Source organism: Paenarthrobacter sp. E2MeOHC11 (genome assembly GCF_058744955.1).
This window is the reverse complement of sequence record NZ_CP196673.1, coordinates 4,370,470-4,387,068: the sequence shown is the minus strand read 5'-3', so window position 1 is coordinate 4,387,068 and position 16,599 is coordinate 4,370,470. Positions and strand designations below refer to the sequence as shown.

Annotated in this window: 14 protein-coding genes; 4 read left to right on the top strand and 10 right to left on the bottom strand. The window is 62.7% G+C overall.

Translation table 11 applies throughout. The annotated features are described in order from the left end of the window. Window positions 1-11: 11 nt before the first annotated feature. The 4 genes from ACSSVG_RS20355 to ACSSVG_RS20340 all read right to left on the bottom strand — a co-directional run bounded on the left by ACSSVG_RS20355 (window position 12) and on the right by ACSSVG_RS20340 (window position 3,154). Window positions 12-242 (bottom strand): hypothetical protein, encoded by a 231-nt coding sequence (locus ACSSVG_RS20355; RefSeq protein ID WP_492416003.1) that lies wholly within the window; start codon window positions 240-242, stop codon window positions 12-14. A 39-nt stretch (window positions 243-281) separates the two neighbouring features. Then, complete coding sequence (locus tag ACSSVG_RS20350; protein WP_231340035.1) at window positions 282-656, bottom strand: DUF948 domain-containing protein; 375 nt, start codon at window positions 654-656, stop codon at window positions 282-284. Between the two features lie 157 nt (window positions 657-813). Next, window positions 814-1,434 carry a 30S ribosomal protein S4 gene (gene rpsD, locus ACSSVG_RS20345; RefSeq protein WP_011774968.1) on the bottom strand — a complete coding sequence of 207 codons (621 nt, stop codon included), beginning with the start codon at window positions 1,432-1,434 and terminating at the stop codon, window positions 814-816. Window positions 1,435-1,648: 214 nt separating this feature from the next. Continuing rightward, entirely contained in the window at window positions 1,649-3,154 is a 1,506-nt protein-coding gene (locus tag ACSSVG_RS20340) for a replication-associated recombination protein A (RefSeq protein ID WP_492416000.1), read from the bottom strand. Between the two features lie 41 nt (window positions 3,155-3,195). Here ACSSVG_RS20340 and ACSSVG_RS20335 point away from each other — a divergent pair, with 41 nt between their 5' ends. Further along, window positions 3,196-3,804, top strand: coding sequence for a Vms1/Ankzf1 family peptidyl-tRNA hydrolase (locus ACSSVG_RS20335; RefSeq protein ID WP_492415998.1), 609 nt, complete (start codon window positions 3,196-3,198; stop codon window positions 3,802-3,804). Here the strand turns inward: ACSSVG_RS20335 and ACSSVG_RS20330 are convergent. The 3 genes from ACSSVG_RS20330 to hisS form a co-directional block, all read right to left on the bottom strand. Continuing rightward, entirely contained in the window at window positions 3,801-4,604 is an 804-nt protein-coding gene (locus ACSSVG_RS20330) for a GNAT family N-acetyltransferase (RefSeq protein ID WP_492415997.1), read from the bottom strand. The two genes, ACSSVG_RS20335 and ACSSVG_RS20330, sit on opposite strands and share 4 nt — an antisense overlap. Before the next feature lie 70 nt (window positions 4,605-4,674). Beyond that, entirely contained in the window at window positions 4,675-6,468 is a 1,794-nt protein-coding gene (gene aspS / locus ACSSVG_RS20325; RefSeq protein WP_492415995.1) for an aspartate--tRNA ligase, read from the bottom strand. Window positions 6,469-6,578: 110 nt separating this feature from the next. Further along, window positions 6,579-7,925 carry a histidine--tRNA ligase gene (gene hisS, locus ACSSVG_RS20320; RefSeq protein ID WP_492415993.1) on the bottom strand — a complete coding sequence of 449 codons (1,347 nt, stop codon included), beginning with the start codon at window positions 7,923-7,925 and terminating at the stop codon, window positions 6,579-6,581. Window positions 7,926-8,133: 208 nt separating this feature from the next. Between hisS and ACSSVG_RS20315 the strand changes: the two genes are divergently transcribed. From ACSSVG_RS20315 to ACSSVG_RS20305, 3 genes are all read left to right on the top strand, one after another. Then, window positions 8,134-8,934, top strand: a complete 801-nt coding sequence (locus tag ACSSVG_RS20315; RefSeq protein ID WP_231340041.1) for a peptidylprolyl isomerase — start codon at window positions 8,134-8,136, stop codon at window positions 8,932-8,934. 66 nt (window positions 8,935-9,000) lie between these two features. Beyond that, complete coding sequence (locus ACSSVG_RS20310; RefSeq protein ID WP_492415991.1) at window positions 9,001-10,578, top strand: DUF349 domain-containing protein; 1,578 nt, start codon at window positions 9,001-9,003, stop codon at window positions 10,576-10,578. 101 nt (window positions 10,579-10,679) lie between these two features. Then, window positions 10,680-11,279: a hypothetical protein gene (locus ACSSVG_RS20305; RefSeq protein WP_231340043.1), complete on the top strand. Its 600-nt coding sequence runs from the start codon at window positions 10,680-10,682 to the stop codon at window positions 11,277-11,279. A gap of 1 nt (window position 11,280) precedes the next feature. On the opposite strand, the gene ACSSVG_RS20300 is transcribed toward ACSSVG_RS20305, so the two are convergent. The 3 genes from ACSSVG_RS20300 to secD all read right to left on the bottom strand — a co-directional run bounded on the left by ACSSVG_RS20300 (window position 11,281) and on the right by secD (window position 16,566). Then, window positions 11,281-13,674 (bottom strand): RelA/SpoT family protein, encoded by a 2,394-nt coding sequence (locus tag ACSSVG_RS20300; protein WP_308102710.1) that lies wholly within the window; start codon window positions 13,672-13,674, stop codon window positions 11,281-11,283. Between the two features lie 151 nt (window positions 13,675-13,825). After that, on the bottom strand, window positions 13,826-14,815 hold the full coding sequence (secF, locus tag ACSSVG_RS20295; protein ID WP_492415988.1) for a protein translocase subunit SecF: 990 nt from the start codon (window positions 14,813-14,815) through the stop codon (window positions 13,826-13,828). Beyond that, window positions 14,815-16,566 carry a protein translocase subunit SecD gene (secD, locus tag ACSSVG_RS20290; RefSeq protein ID WP_231340045.1) on the bottom strand — a complete coding sequence of 584 codons (1,752 nt, stop codon included), beginning with the start codon at window positions 16,564-16,566 and terminating at the stop codon, window positions 14,815-14,817. Before secD ends, secF begins: the two co-directional genes overlap by 1 nt. Between the last annotated feature and the right edge of the window lie 33 nt (window positions 16,567-16,599).

Sequence of the window (16,599 nt, the reverse complement as noted above, 5' to 3'; positions counted from 1 at the left end):
AACCGCTCCCGCTAGCGGCGGCCTGTTCCGGCGTCGTCAATACCCAACGCCGCACGCAGGTCCTCTTCGCGCTGGTGCATGCCCGTCCGCACGGCGTCGGCAAAATCGAACAAACCATCAGCCATCCGGCCCACGGCACGATTCAGGCCATCGGGACCGATGTTGGCCTGGGCTTCGGTGATCTTCCGGAAGGCTATGACGCCAATGACGACGCCTATGCCCATCCACGCAATTCTTTTCATGGGTTTCTGCTCTCCCGTATAGTTCAGCGGCTACTGAGTTCAGCGGCTGCGGCGGCCGGAGGTAGGTGATCGGCGCCCAGCAAATGCCGAGCGTACGCCGTAGCTGAACGCGGCCACCTTGATTAAGGGAGAACCAACCGTGGCAGCCACGAGCGAGGACAACGCGGAGATATTGGCCGAGGCGTCCGAGACGTTGGAGGCGATGCCGTCAACCTTCTTCAGCTGCTGGTTGGTGGTGGAGACCGTAGCGGTCACTTCATCCATCAGGGGCGTCGCGCCATCGCTGATGGACCGGATCGAAGTGCGGACCTCGTCAAAAACGCCGCCCAGCTTCAAGATTGGCACAGCCAACAACAACACAAGGAGCGCGAAGACTCCTGCTGCGATGAGGCCGGCGATGTCGCCACCAGACATAGAACTCTTCTCCTAGGGTCGTTGCGCTGCCCTGCACCAGCCGTATATCGGCTTTGGACAAGGCCTCCCCAGTACCTTACCTACTTTGGACCGGTACCTTACATACAAAGAAGCCCGCGGCATGTGCCACGGGCTTCTTTGTATGCGCTGCTGGAATTTAGCGAGCGTAGAATTCGACGACGAGCTGCTCTTCGCAGATCACGGGGACCTCGGAGCGCTTCGGGCGACGAACCAGGCGTGCCTGCAGGGCGTCGATCTTGACGTCCAGGTATGCCGGCACGTTGTTCAGAACGTGTGCGCCTGCAGCTGCCACCTGGAACGGGGGCATGACCTCGGAGCGGCTGTGAACGTGGATGAGCTGGCCTTCGCCAACGCGGAAGGACGGGCGGTCCACGCGGATGCCGTCAACCATGATGTGGCGGTGCACAACCAGCTGGCGGGCCTGTGCGATGGTGCGGGCGAAGCCTGCACGGAGCACGAGGGCGTCCAGACGCATTTCGAGCAGTTCAACCAGGTTTTCACCGGTCAGGCCCTTGGTGCGGCGTGCTTCTTCGAAGGCACGGGTCATCTGGGCTTCGCGGATGCCGTACTGGGCGCGCAGACGCTGCTTTTCGCGCAGACGTACGGCGTAGTCGGAGTCCTGCTTCTTGCGGGCACGGCCATGCTCACCGGGGCCGTACGGGCGGCGCTCCATGTACTTGGCGGCCTTGGGGGTCAGAGCAATACCGAGGGCACGCGAAAGGCGTGCGGTACGGCGAGCACGAGTGTTGTTAGCCACTTGTGTCCTTCCAATTACTGCGGTGTGTCAGTGTTACTGGCCTCCATCAGGGAGAGCATCGGCCAACCGCTGCCTCTTGCTACTAGCCCGGGCGCACAGCACTGTTGAAGGAATCTTCAGTGGGATTGTGCGTCAGGCCATGCCAGACAAGGATCAATCTTACCATGGGCAAGTCCGCTGCCCTGCGGCCCAGCCTTGAGGCACGGGTCCGCGGCTACTCCCCACGCACGATCTTGCGGAGCCGCTCCAACCTGGCCGCAATATCCCTTTCGGCTCCGTTATTGGTGGGCTCGTAATAGTCTTTGCCCACCAAATCGTCCGGCGGATACTGCTGCGTGGCCACACCGTGGGGTTCGTCGTGCGCGTACTTGTAGCTCTTGCCATGTCCCAGTTGCTTGGCTCCCGGGTAGTGCGCATCCCGCAAATGCATGGGAATGCCGCCGCCGAAACCTGCACGGACATCGGCCACCGCTTTGTTCAAACCCATGTACGCGGCATTGGACTTGGGCGCGGTAGCCAGATGGACCACGGCTTCAGCGAGAACGATCCGCCCCTCCGGCATGCCGATCAGCTGCACTGCCTGAGCCGCCGCTACCGCCGTCTGCAGTGCTGTCGGGTCAGCCATTCCGATGTCTTCGGCCGCGGAAATCACGATGCGCCTCGCAACGAACCGCGGGTCCTCCCCGGCCTCGAGCATCCGCGCCAGGTAGTGCAGAGCGGCATCCACATCAGAGCCACGGATGGACTTGATGAATGCACTGGCCACGTCATAGTGCTGGTCCCCTGCCCGGTCGTAACGAACTGCTGCCGCATCCAAGGCCCTCTCGGTGTGGCGTAGTTCCACCAGTACCGGGGCGTCAGGTGCGCCGTCGTTGGCGAGCCCCGGTTCGCCGTCGTCAGTCTCCCCATCCGGCCCGGGCCCGCCTCCATCCGCCCCGGCAGCGTCGGAAGTCCCGACGGCGGTGGTGTCACCGAACGCGACACCGGCGGCGGCCTCCAGGGCTGTCAGTGCCCTGCGGGCATCGCCTCCGGAGAGACGAACGAGGTGGTCCAAGGCTTCGGGACTGAGTTCCACGCGTCCGGCAAGGCCGCGGGCATCTGCGACGGCCCGCTGAAGCAGTCCTGAAATGTCGTCATCGGTGAGCGGCTTCAGCGTCAGCAGGAGCGACCTCGACAACAGCGGCGACACCACCGAGAACGACGGATTCTCCGTCGTGGCCGCCACCAGCACCACCCAGCGGTTCTCCACGCCCGGCAGCAGGGCATCCTGTTGTGCCTTATTGAAGCGGTGGATCTCGTCGAGGAAAAGGACGGTGGTCTTCTTATTAAGATCGCGCGCAGTCAGTGCTTCGTCCATGACACGGCGGACATCCTTGACTCCCGCGGTGATGGCGGATAATTCAACGAACTTCCTGCCGGGGCCCCGTGCGATCACATGGGCAAGCGTGGTCTTACCGGTTCCAGGCGGCCCCCACAAGATCACGGAGCTCGGGCCGGCGGGGCCGGCAGCCTCGGCACCGGCCGCCAGCTGCCGAAGCGGGGAACCTTGCCCCAGCAAATGCTGCTGCCCCACAACGTCATCCAACGTACGGGGGCGCATCCGGACTGCCAACGGACTGCGCTGGGAGGCCATCCAATTGGCGTCGGAAGGTCCCCCGGCGGCAGGCAGGTCCTCCGACTCGTCGTCGTTGACTGCACCGGCACCAAAGAGATCTTCCACATGGATAGGCTACTCATAGTTCCAGCAAAGGAGACATCGACGTGGACCGCCCCCCATCCACCCCACCGCCGAAGCAACCAAATACCGTCTCACGCACCGCACTGGTACCGCCTCAGCGGATCCATGGGTGGGTGGACAGGTTCACCGCCGGCCATGGGCCCCTGGTTGAAGACTTCGACGACGCCGGACTGCTCCTGCATGCCGCTGACGGTGCCACCGCTCTGCTGAGGCCGCCTTGGCCCGCAGATGGAAGACCAGGCCGCGGAACCACTGGGCTTGAGCGCCTTGCATCACTCGCCGCCCAGGAACGCGCCCTCGGCCTGCTGCTGGTTCGCCGCGGCGGCTACGCCCTGGCCTCGGCCAGCGGAACCACCGTCCTTGCTTCAAAGAGCGGCAACCGCTTCATCGACGCCAAGACCACAGCGGAGCACGCGGCAAAAGTCTTTGCCGGACAACACATCGAATACATCGTTCCCGGCGGTGACAGGGCCCTGGTGGAACAGGTCCTTGCGCAACCCGCCCTTAAAGCCTTGGGGGGACGCACACGCCTGGCCTTCCTTGATGTTCAGGCGGCCAAATCCGCGACCCTTCCCAAAGCGGCCGCCGACGCTTGCTCTATCCGGATCACCGTGACGGATCCCCCTGGTTAGCAGCCGCTGACCGAACGTTTCAGGGGAGCCTGCCGGTACAAGTAGCTGCCATGCTCCGTGAAACCTGCTTGGGCGTACATGGCCTGGGCGCCATGATTGGCGGCTGTGACCAGGAGCCAAAAACCCTCAAGGCCCCGCTGTGCACCGGCCTCCAGCAACCCGTTCAGCACGCGCGTGCCGTAGCCCTTCCTCCGGTGTTCCACAGATGTCGCCATGCTGTAAATGCCACCCCAGCCATCCACCAAAGCGAGGCGTCCGACGGCGGCTGGAACGCCGTCGTCGTCCCTCACCAACGCGTACGCGGCCGGGCAACCGGAGAGAATCTTTTGCGCGACCGAAAGTTCGGGGTCGCCGCCACGACCGTCGACAGACCACCACACACTGAGCCATTCCGCCGAGGGAACATCGCTGAGTTCCACGTCCGGCCCTGGAAGGTTGGCCGGCACACCGTCGCGGCCGCGGACCATGATCTTCGTTTCGGACTGCCGGGTGAAGCGCTGCTGGTCCAGGACGCCGTTGAGGGCAGCGCTTCGGGAGTCATCGAACACCTGAAAGATCAGGGGAAGCCGGCGACGCCTGTACCACTCCGAGGCGGTGCGGACGGATCGCATAAGGCGAACGTCCGAGTCAGCGGCAGCAGTGAATGCCGGCGCCATCGGCCACACAGAATTGGCGCGCTGCGTTACGCCCTCCGAGGCCCGCAGCACCCACTTCACCGTGCTTTCGCACTCAAGGTCTTCCCGCTCGATGGCAGGCCACGCCTTGTCCATGAGTGTTTCGATGGTCGCTTGGTCAACCACAGTCCCGTCTCCTTTGCTGGCAGAAACACCAAAGGCTCCCCACCGCAGTGGGGAGCCTATGGGCGTTGTTCTATTCGGACGTCGATTCTGCCTTGGCGGCAGGCTTGGCCTCGGGCTTGAAGTCGACGCCGGCCTCTTTGCGCTGCTGCGGCGTGATCGGCGCAGGTGCCGCCGTCAGTGGGTCGTAGCCGTTACCCGACTTCGGGAACGCAATGACGTCGCGTATGGACTCCACGCCGGCAAGCAAGGCAACAACACGGTCCCAGCCAAGGGCCATGCCGCCGTGCGGAGGAGCGCCGTACTTGAAACCCTCCAGCAGGAAGCCGAACTTGGTCTCGGCGTCTTCCTTGTCCAGCCCCATGAGCTGGAAGACGCGTTCCTGCACTTCGCGCTCGTGGATACGGATGGAGCCGCCACCGATCTCGTTGCCGTTGCAAACGATGTCGTAGGCGTACGAGAGTGCGGACTCCGGATCCTTATCGAAGGTGTCCAGGAACTCAGGCTTGGGCGAAGTGAACGCATGGTGCACTGCCGTCCACTGGCCTCCTCCGACAGCTACGTCACCGGAAGCCACGGCCGCGGCGGCGGGCTCGAACATGGGAGCGTCCACGATCCAGACGAACGCCCAGTCCTTGGGATCGATCAAACCGGTGCGGTGACCGATTTCAACCCGGGCAGCACCGAGGAGGGCGCGCGCTGCGGACTTCTCACCTGCGGCGAAGAAGATGCAGTCACCGGGCTTGGCACCTACGGCATCGGCCAAGCCGGCGCGCTCTTCGTCCGTGAGGTTCTTGGCGACGGGACCGGCGAGCTCGCCGTCTTCCTTGAAGAGGACATAGGCCAGGCCCTTGTGTCCGCGCTGCTTGGCGAATTCCTGCCAACCGTCCAGGGTTCGGCGGGGCTGCGAAGCGCCACCGGGCATGACCACGGCGCCGACGTACGGTGCCTTGAAGACGCCGAAATTGGTGTCCTTGAAGAACTCCGTGAGTTCCGTCAGTTCCACGCCGAAACGCAGGTCCGGCTTGTCCGAGCCGTACTTGGCCATGGCGTCCAGGTACGTCATGCGGCGGATAGGAGTGGGGATTTCAACGTCAATCAGCTGCCACAGGGCCTTGACGATCGCCTCCCCAAGCTCGATGACATCGTCCTGGTCCACGAAGCTGGCTTCGATGTCCAACTGCGTGAATTCGGGCTGGCGGTCAGCGCGGAAGTCCTCATCACGGTAGCAACGGGCAATCTGGTAGTACTTCTCAAAGCCGCCTACTTGGAGGAGCTGCTTGAAAAGCTGGGGCGACTGCGGAAGGGCGTACCAGGAACCCGGGGCCAAGCGGGCCGGAACGACGAAGTCGCGGGCGCCTTCCGGCGTCGAACGCGTCAGCGTGGGGGTCTCGATTTCGATGTAGCCGCGCTGGTGCAGCAGTTCACGTGCTACCCGGTTGGCTTCAGAACGAAGGCGCATGTTGCGGGCAGGGCCGGGACGGCGAAGGTCCAGGTAGCGGTGCTTGAGCCGGGCTTCCTCGCCAACTTCCACGTGCTCGTCTATCTGGAACGGGAGTGGCTCGGACGTGTTGAGGATAACAACCTGATCGGCGATAACCTCGATTTCGCCTGTCGCCAGTGCCGGGTTCTCGTTGCCTTCAGGACGCTTGTTGACGGTGCCCGTCACCTGCAGCACGTACTCGTTTCGCAGGCCGTGGAAGACTTCTTCCTCACGGACTACCACCTGGGCGACACCGGAGGCGTCACGCAGGTCAACGAATGCAACGCCACCGTGATCACGGCGGCGGCCCACCCAGCCGGCCAGGGTAACGGTTTGTCCAATGTGCTCGGAGCGAAGTGATCCGAGGTCATGTGTGCGCAGCACAGCATTCCTTTCAGCATGAAATTTAGAGGGACCACTGCGAAGCGGTCCCGTCCGAGTTTACCCGCCCCGGCCACGGCTCCTGCCATAAGGCAGGACAAGCATTGTGTGTCTCAGGCAGTGGTGACGCGGACGTGCAGGTCCTCTTCTGCAGGCGTCCATTCCGCGGGGTCGGCGTCTACCTGCTCACCGGTGCGGATGTCCTTGACCTGGTGCTTGCCGTCGTCGTCGGTGAACCACACGAAGGGGATACCGCGTCGATCAGCGAACTTAATCTGCTTGCCGAACTTCTCAGCCTTCGCCGCGACTTCGGTAGAGATGCCCCGGCCACGCAATTGCGCGGCAATGTCCTGGGCCGCAGACCAGCTGTCGTCAGTATTCAGGGCGACCAGTACCGCAGTGGGCACGGCCCTTGAGGCCGTTGCCAGTTCCTGGCTGAGGATGCGCGAAACGAGCCGCGTGACACCGATGGAAAGGCCGACGCCGGGGAACTTGCGGTTGCCCTTGCTCGCCAGGGCGTCGTAGCGGCCGCCGGAGCAAATGGAACCCAGCTGCTCGTGCCCCACCAGTACGGTTTCAACGACGGTCCCTGTGTAGTAGTCCAGGCCGCGGGCGATGCTCAAGTCAGCAACAACCTTGCCGGGGGCGCGCAGGACGGCCGCCTGGATGACCTGTTCCAGTTCGTTGAGACCTTCTTCGAGAAGCTCGTCAGTGACACCCAGGGCGCGCACCTGCTGGACGAACGAAGTATCTTCCGTGCGGATACCCGCCAGTTGCAAGGCAAGGCCTGCTTGCTCATCCGTCGCGCCGAGCTCACTCTTCAAGAGCTCAGCGACCTTGGCCGCACCGATCTTCTCCAGTTTGTCGATACTGCGCAGGACACCTGCAGTGTCCGTCAGGCCGATGCCGCGGTAGAAGCCTTCGGCCAACTTCCGGTTGTTGATCCGGAGCCGGAAATCCGGAATCGGCAGGGCGCTCAAGGCCTCGGCAATGACCAAGGCGATCTCGACGTCGTAGCGGAATGGGAGCTCTCCGTCGCCCACGACGTCGATGTCTGCCTGCGTAAACTCGCGGGCGCGGCCTTCCTGGGGGCGCTCACCACGCCAGACCTTCTGGATCTGGTAGCGGCGGAACGGAAACGCCAAATAGCCGGCGTTCTCCACCACGTAACGGGCGAAGGGAACTGTCAGATCGAAGTGCAGTGCCAGGGCATTGGGGTCAGCCTTATCCGACTTGGCCGCCTCACCTTCATCGTCCTGAAGCCGGCTCAGGCCGTAAACCTCTTTGTCGATCTCGCCTTTACGGAGCAACTGCCCGACCGTTTCAACCGCCCGGGTCTCGATGGAGGAGAATCCATGCAGCTCGAACGTCTTCCGGAGCGTGTCCAGCACATGCAGCTCCACCAACCGCTCCTGGGGAAGCCACTCGGGGAATCCGGACAGGGAGGCGGTACGAGCCATGGTGGAAAAGTCTCCTCGAAGAAAGTTGACGCCGACGCCGGCCCGGCAGCTTTAAACGCCCGTTCGGCGTTTACAGGGCGGGCGTCCAGCCGGTCATGCATAAACTATGTGCGGCAGCCAGTTTATGCTTTCCGCGCGTGCACATCTAATGCAGCATGCCCGGGTTCCTGTCGGCAGCCTCGGAAAGTGGACACAATCAGGAGGACTCTTGGCAACAAGGTCGCGGGATGACCGCGAAGCGAAACGTCGCATTCGGCAGATGGAAGCCAAGCGTGCCCTGCGGCAGGAACAGGGCAAGCGGCGCAAACGCGACAACACCATCGCCGTCGGCGCGGGTGCAGCGGCCGTGGTCCTCGCCGTCGTGCTTCAACTGACGGCCTTCAGCTCCAACCCCACCGAGGCCGAGTTTGCCGCGGCCGAGGCCGGCCTCAGTTCCCCCTCAGCATCGCCGTCGGCTTCTGCGTCGAACAGCCCCGACGTTCCCAGCCCTGACACGGCAGCGGGAAAGACCTTTACCGGTGAGCTCGCATTGAACGGCGGAGTTGTCGGAATCGAGTTGAACGGCACAGCGGCACCACAGGCAGCCGCGGTCTTCAAGTCCCTGAGCGACGCTGGCTACTACAACGGGAAGTTCTGCCACCGCCTGACAACGTCCGAAACATTCGGGCTCCTGCAGTGCGGCGCCACCGACGAAAACGGGGCAGACGACCCCAACTACCGATGGGGTCCACTGGAAAACGCGCCCGCAGACAACAAGTACCCTGCGGGGACCATTGCCGTGGCGCGCACCGGGAACGACGCATACGGCAACGGCCACCAGTTCTTCGTCGTCTATAAAGACACCACCATCCCGGCAGACGCCGCGGGCGGGTACACCATCGTGGGCAAGGTAACCAGCGGGTTGGACGTGGTCACCAACATCGCCGCCGCAGGCCTGAAAACCGGCGAAAACGCCAGCGACGGCGCCCCTGTGGCACCTGTCACGATAGACTCGTTTTCTCTGAAGTAACCAGCTCCAGGCCCCGGCCCGGGGTGCATTACCTTAGCAGTCCCTCCAAGCGAAAGACTTTTAGCGGTGACAGACAGTCAGAAATCCGACGAAACAGCAGTAGTGGCCAACGAAGAAGCAGTCGAGGCAAACGGCACCAACAGTTCTGAGACCCCCGACGCAACGGCACCAGCTGCGGAGCCAACCCAGGCTGAGTCCGCAGCATCCGAGGCCGGGGAACCAGCTACCGATGCCGAGGCTGCAACCGAACCGGCCGCAGCCGCCCCGGCCGCAGCCGCCCCGGCCGCACCGCGCCCGGTCCCGTCCGCAGCTCCTTCCCCAGCGGCATTTGCAGCACGTCCCAAGGCTCCCGCCGCCGTCGTTCCTGCCGCCCCGGCTGTGTCCGCTGCCTCACTCGCCGAGGCCGCCAAGTGGGGTCGGGCTGAAGGTGACGGCCACGTCTTCCTGACGCTCGACGGCGAAGAAATCGCCGTTGGCCAATACCCCGGCGTCAGCCCTGACGAAGCTTTGGGTTACTTCGCCCGGAAGTTCGACGACATCATCGCCCAAGTGGTCCTTTTGGAACACCGCGTGGAGTCCAAGGCACCCGCAACGGACATGCAGAAGACCGTCACCCATCTTCGAGAGCAGCTGGGTGAGCGCAACATGGTGGGCGACATCCGTTCCGCCGAGGCTCGCCTGGACGCCCTTTCCACCCAGGTCGTGGAACTGGAAAAGTCCGAGAAAGCTGCCCATGACGCCGTGCGCGCCACTGAACTTGCAGCCCGGGAAGCGATCGTGGCCGAAGCAGAATCCATCGCCGGCCAGGACCCCGCGCAGATCCAGTGGAAGACCTCCAGCGCCCGCATGAACGAGTTGTTCGAGACCTGGAAGGCCGCGCAGAAGAGCGGCGTCCGGCTTGGTCGGAGCAACGAAGATGCCCTCTGGAAGCGGTTCCGTTCTGCTCGAACAGTGTTCGACCGTCACCGCCGTGCCTACTTCTCGCAACTGGACAGCAACAATTCCGCTGCAAAGTCCGCCAAGGAAGCTTTGATCGCCGAGGCCGAGGCCCTCTCGTCGTCCACCGACTGGGGATTCGCTGCCGGCGAGTACCGCAGGCTGATGGACCAGTGGAAGGCAACTCCACGTGCCAGCCGCAAGGACGATGACGCACTGTGGGGCCGCTTCCGCGCCGCCCAGGATGTCTTCTTCAGCAACCGCCAGGCCGCGAATGACCAGATCGACCAGGAATACACGGCCAACCTGGTGGTCAAGGAGCAATTGGTAGCCGAAGCGCAGGCGCTGCTGCCCATCAACGACCTCAACGCTGCCAAGAAGGCCCTTCAGTCCATCCGTGACCGTTGGGAAGACGCAGGTAAGGTTCCCCGGGGGGATATGGGCCGAATTGAGGCAGGACTGCGGAAGGTTGAAGACGCAGTCCGGGAGGCCGAGGAAGAGAAATGGCGCCGGAGCAACCCCGAGACAAAGGCCCGCACCAACAGTGCGCTCTCACAGCTCGAAGCCGCCATTGCCGGCCTCACAGACGACCTTGAAAAGGCGGAGAAGGCCGGCGACCAGCGACGCATCAAGGCTGCACGCGAGGCATTGGAAGCCCGTCAGGCATGGCTGGACCAGATCCAGCGTTCGGCGAGCGACCTCGCCTAGCTTCTCCTGACGATTCGGTATTCTGCAGGCTCTGTTCCGGTTATCCACATAACCGGGGCGGAGCCTGTACTCGTAGGTCGCGGGCACGGAATGATCGGTGGATGGTCCCCGCTGCTGCCCCGTCCCTCTTGGAGCCTGTCATCCCCGAGCTCTACTCCCCCAGTCTCATCTTTTCGTGGAACGAGCTCCAGAGCATGGCCTTTGACGGCATTCTCCTGCCCCTCTACGGCAAAAGTTATGCCTCCCCGGGCATCGCTGTCACGCATCGTCTCAGGGCCCGCGCAGCAGCCCTCACGGTTCCGGAACGGATCCGGACAAAGGTAGTTGCCGGCCGACTCACCGCAGCCTGGATCTACGGGTGCGCAAAGCCGCCCGAACACCTGTCCCTGTTGGTTGACGCGAAGCACCGCATCTCAAGCCTGCGGGGAAGCACTGCGTGCAGTCTCCATGAGGTGAGGCTGGGCCAGATGGACGTGGTGAGCCTCGGTGGAATGCTGGTGAGCAGCCCTCTTCGTACCGCGGCAGACATCGCCTTGCACGTCGAAAGCGATCGCGCCTTGCCTGCTCTTCGACGCCTCCTGGACAAGGAAGATCTGGGTGTCCGGCTGCGGCTGCTCACCTTGGCCGTCGAAGCAGTCCCACGGGTACCCCACAAGCGGCGTGCCCTGGAAACCTTGTCACAGCTGGCTTCCCAGTCCTGAACTAGCTGCGGCGCCTGTTGCCAGTAGTGCGGTAGACGTCAAAGACACCGTCGATGCGCCGCACTGCGTTCAGTACGTGGTGCAGGTACTTTGGATCGCCCATCTCGAAAGCGAACTTCGAGATCGCCACCCTGTCACTCGAGGTGTGAACCGAGGCGGCGAGGATGTTGACGTGGTTCTCGGACAGGATGCGGGTCACATCGGACAGCAAGGACTTACGGTCCAGTGCCTCCACTTGGATTTCCACGAGGAAGACACTTGACTGTGTCGGAGCCCATTCCACTTCGACGATTCTGTCCGGCTGGTCCCGGAGCCCGGAGACGTTGGTGCAGTCTGTCCTGTGGACGGATACTCCTGAGCCGCGCGTAACGAAGCCGAGGATGGGGTCCGGTGGCACCGGGGTACAGCAACGGGCCAGCTTGACCCAGACATCGCCCACGCCGCGGACTATGACGCCGGAGTCCGAGAACTTGGACTTGGCAACCTGCGTGGGAATGCTGACTTCGTCGAGGTCTTCGTCCGGGGTTTCATGGCCGCCCAAGTGCTCGACGAGCTTTTCCATGACGGACTGGGCGGACGTATGCCCGTCGCCGACGCCCGCGTAGAGCCCGGAGATGTCGACGTAGTGGAAGTCTTCGGCGACAGTTGACAGTGCGTCATGGGTCATGAGGCGTTGCAATGGGAGGTTCTGCTTACGCATTGCCCGTGTCAGCATGTCCTTGCCCCGGTCGATCGCTTCTTCGCGACGTTCCTTCGTGAACCACTGCCGGATCTTGTTGCGTGCACGCGCAGACTTGACGAAGTGTTGCCAGTCCTGGCTGGGGCCGGCTCCTTCGGCCTTGGAAGTGAAGATCTCCACCCAATCGCCGTGGTTGAGCTCACTGTTCAGCGGGACCAGCTTGCCGTTGACACGGGCACCGATGGTCCTGTGACCCACCTCGGTATGGACGGCATAGGCGAAGTCCACAGGAGTGGAACCCGCCGGAAGGGCCATGACCTCGCCTTTGGGTGTGAAGACGAAAACTTCCCGTGCGTTGATTTCGTATCGCAGGGAGTCCAGGAACTCGCCGGGATCAGACGTTTCCTGCTGCCAGTCGACCAGCGACCTCAGCCAGCCCATGTCGCCATCACGAGGACTGCCAGGGCCTTGCGCGGTCCGGTTGGGTTGGTCCTTGTACTTCCAGTGCGCTGCCACACCGTATTCTGCCCGGCGGTGCATCTCATGGGTACGGATCTGGATCTCAACAGGCTTGCCGCCCGGGCCAATCACTGTGGTGTGCAGAGATTGGTACATGTTGAATTTGGGCATGGCGATGTAATCCTTGAAACGCCCCGGCAGGGGGTTCCAGCGCGAATGCAAGGTACCCAGGGCTGCGTAACAGTCCCGGACGGAGTCCACTAGGACGCGCACGCCCATGAGGTCGTTGATGTCGTCGAAGTCCTTATCCCTGACGATCATCTTTTGGTAAATGGAGTAGTAGTGCTTGGGCCGGCCAGTGATGGTCGCCTTGATCCGCGCGGTCCGAAGATCATCCGCTATCTGGTTGCGGATGACGCTGAGGCTCTTTTCGCGCTCCGGCGTACGGTCGCCCACCATGCGCACGATTTCTTCGTACACCTTGGGGTACAGGGCGGCGAAGGACAGGTCTTCGAGCTCCCATTTGATGGTGTTCATGCCTAGGCGGTGGGCCAGGGGCGCGAAGATTTCCAAGGTTTCGCGGGCCTTGCGCGAGGAGGACTCAGCAGAGACGAAGCGCCATGTGCGTGCGTTGTGAAGACGGTCGGCCAACTTGATCATCAGGACGCGGATGTCTTTGGCCATGGCCACGACCATCTTGCGGACGGTTTCCGATTGAGCGGCCTCGCCAAAGCTGACCTTGTCCAGTTTGGTCACACCGTCCACCAGCATGGCAACCTCGGGACCGAAATCCCGTGTCAGGTCAGCGAGGGTGTAGGGGGTGTCCTCCACGGTGTCGTGAAGCAACGCCGCCGCCAACGTGGTACCCGTCATGCCGAGCTCAGCCAGGATGGTGGCCACCGCCACAGGATGGGTGATGTAGGGATCACCGCTCTTGCGCTTCTGGCCCTGGTGGCTTCGCTCCGCAACGGCGAAGGCCCGCTGGATCAGGTCAAAATCTTCTTTGGGGTTGTTGGCCCGCACCGTCCGCAGCAAGGGTTCCAGGATCGGAGAGTACGGAGCGACACCGCGGCCAGTCAGCCGGGCAAGCCGGGAACGTGTGCGCTCCCGCCGCCCGGGGAAGGTGGGACGCACGCCAGGGGTATCGACCGGAACCGCGCCTGCAGTCCGTCCAGCCACGCTTGTTGCCGGAACCGCCACAGCATTGTGGCCGTCTTCCCCGCCCGCCGGTGGTGCCGACGTCGCACGTTCTTCCACAGAAGTACCCCTCACAACCGATTTAATTCTCCCAGTCTATTCCCGCATGTGAATGCTTCTGCAACTGGGCAGCACATGACGAACGGACGGGCAAGTCAAAGAGCCGGCCCCCGCATAGGCGCGGGGACCGGCTCACAATCAAACTACAGCCTTAAACAGTGGCTTCAGCCCTTCGGTGGCTGACCTTCTTGGCCTGCTTCACAAGGTCAGGCTCACCTTGTCGCAACCATGCATACAGGGGTGCCGCAATGAAGATCGTCGCCGCCGTACCGATCAGGATGCCGACGAACAATGCCAGCGAAAGGTCGCGCAGCGTTCCCGCACCGAGAAGCCCGGCACCGATGAAGAGGATCGCTGCCACCGGGAGTACAGCCACCATCATGGTGTTGATGGAGCGGACCAGCGTTTGGTTGACGGCCAGGTTGACCTCTTCGCCAAAGGTGCGGCGCGTTGAGGTGGAAATGTCGGCAGTGTTTTCGCGAATCTTGTCGAAGACCACCACAGTGTCGTAAAGCGAGTAGCTGAGGACGGTCAGGAAGCCAATGATGGCCGACGGCGTGACTTCAAAGTCACTCAGGGCGTACACGCCCGCTGTGGTGAACATCGTGACGAGCATGCCAACAAGGGCCGACAACGACATCTTCCAGGTCCTGAAGTACAGCGCCATGAGGACAGCCGCCAAACCAACAAACACCACCAGGCCGATGAGGGCCTGCCTGGTGACATCCTGTCCCCAGGTCGGGCCCACGAAGTTGGATGTCACTTCGTTCTCAGTGACGCCGTAAGCGCTGGTGAGGGCATCCTTGATGCGGTTCGTCTCGTCGTCGGTCAACTGGTCCGTCTGGATCCGCATGGTGTTGCCCGCCACGTTTGCGACACGGGGGATGGCGCCCGGTACGACGTCGTGCACGGCCTTTTCGCCGAGGCTCGCATCGGTGGTGCTCACGTTGGAGACGGTGAACTCCGAGCCGCCGCGGAACTCGATGCCAAGGTTGAAGCCGCCCTTGGCCACCGGGATAAGGATGGAGAGGGCCACGGCAACAGCCGCGATAATGAACCAGACCTTCTTCGAATTGACGAAGTTGTAGGAGCGCTTGCCCGTGTACAGCTCATGGCCGAAGGTTGCGAAGCTCGTAGTCATTACTTCTCCTCCTTGGTTGCCTTGGAGGAACCAGTCAGCTGGCCCTTCTCGGCAAGACGCCGTTCGGCGATGGTCATGCGACGTTCGGCTTCGGCAACAGCACCGGTATTGCGCGCACGCACGGGTGTGGGCTTCTCATCGGGCGTACGGAGCCGCCCCGCGCCACGGTACAGCGGAATTGCACCAAGACGGTCCGGGGAAAGGCCCGAGAAACGGTGTCCTTCTCCGAAGAACTTGGTACGGGCCAAGACCTGCAGCATGGGGTGCGTGAACATGAACACGACCAGGAGGTCGGCAAGGGCCGTCAGGCCCAACGTGAAGGCGAAGCCGCGCACGTTGCCAACCGCGACGAAGTAGAGGACAAGTGCGGCCAGGAGGTTGACAGCCTTGGATGCCAGCACCGTCCGCTTTGCCCGCTTCCAGCCGTTTTCGACGGCAGATACCAGTCCACGGCCTTCGCGGAGCTCATCGCGGATGCGCTCGAAGTAAACGATGAATGAGTCCGCGGTCTGTCCGATAGCCACGATCAAACCGGCCACACCGGCAAGGGAGAGTCGATAATTCTCGGTCCACCCGAGGATCGCAATGGCCAAATAGGTCAGGACACCGGCCACCACGAGGGAGGCGATGGTTACCAGGCCAAGGGCCCGGTATTGGAAGAGGGAGTAAACCACCACCAGGAACAAGCCGATCATGCCAGCCAGCAACCCGAGGCGAAGCTGGTCGCCACCAAGAGTGGCCGAGATCTGCTCCTGCGACTGGATCTCAAAGCTGATCGGAAGCGCGCCGTAGCGAAGCTGGTCGGAAAGCGCTTTGGCACTCGCCTGGGTGAAGTTGCCAGTGATCTGCGGGCGTCCGTCAGTAATCACTGCCAGGGAACGGGGCGCGGAAATGACCTTGTCGTCCAGGACAATGGCGAACTGCGACTTGGGATCGTCGGTTCCTTGGGCCTGCGCCGCTACGTAGTACTGGTTGAGCCGCTCGGTGACGGCCTTGAACTTCTCTGTGGCATCGGCGTTAAAGACAATGTTCACGCCCCAGGAGTTGGTGACCGAACCCTGCGCGCCCTGCACCTGGGAGAAGGTGGAGTCGCTGATGTCCTGGCCCCGGACTTCTACCGGCCCAAGGATGTACTTGATGGCGGGCGTCGTGGACGTGGCAGCTTCGCAGGTCACAAGGGGCTTGGCCGGATCGGAGCGTTCACGCCTTTCAGTCGAAGGATTGACGCAGTCGAGAGCTTCGAATTCCTTCTGGACTTCGGGGGTAATCCAGTTGACATCACTCGCGTTGGCCGGCTCGGCCGTCGGCTTGTTCAACTGGTCATCCGGTGTGCGCGATTCCACGGGAACGGCGGCGGGATCGCCATAGGTGATCACCGGGCGGAAGTTCATGTCGGCCGAAGCCTGTATCAAGTCGCGGGTTTCCTTGGACGGAGTTCCCGGAAGGCTGACCACAACATTGCGGCCGGACTGGGTGCTGATTTCGGCTTCAGCAACGCCGGAGCCATCCACACGCTGCCGGATGATGGCAACAGCCTGGTTGAGCTGCTCCTCATTAATCTCGCTGGATCCCTCAACCCTGGGCGCCAGGATCATCTGGGTTCCGCCTTCGAGGTCCAAAGCCAGCTTGGGAGCCCAACTGGCGTTGCCAGTTACCACTCCGCCAGCCAGGACAGCGGTGAGTACAACGAATATTGCTCCAAGCCAGGTCAGCACCCTGCGGGCTGAATTTTTGGGGCCGGTCCGTGCCATTATCGATCTTCCTGTTATCGCCGGACAGCCGCC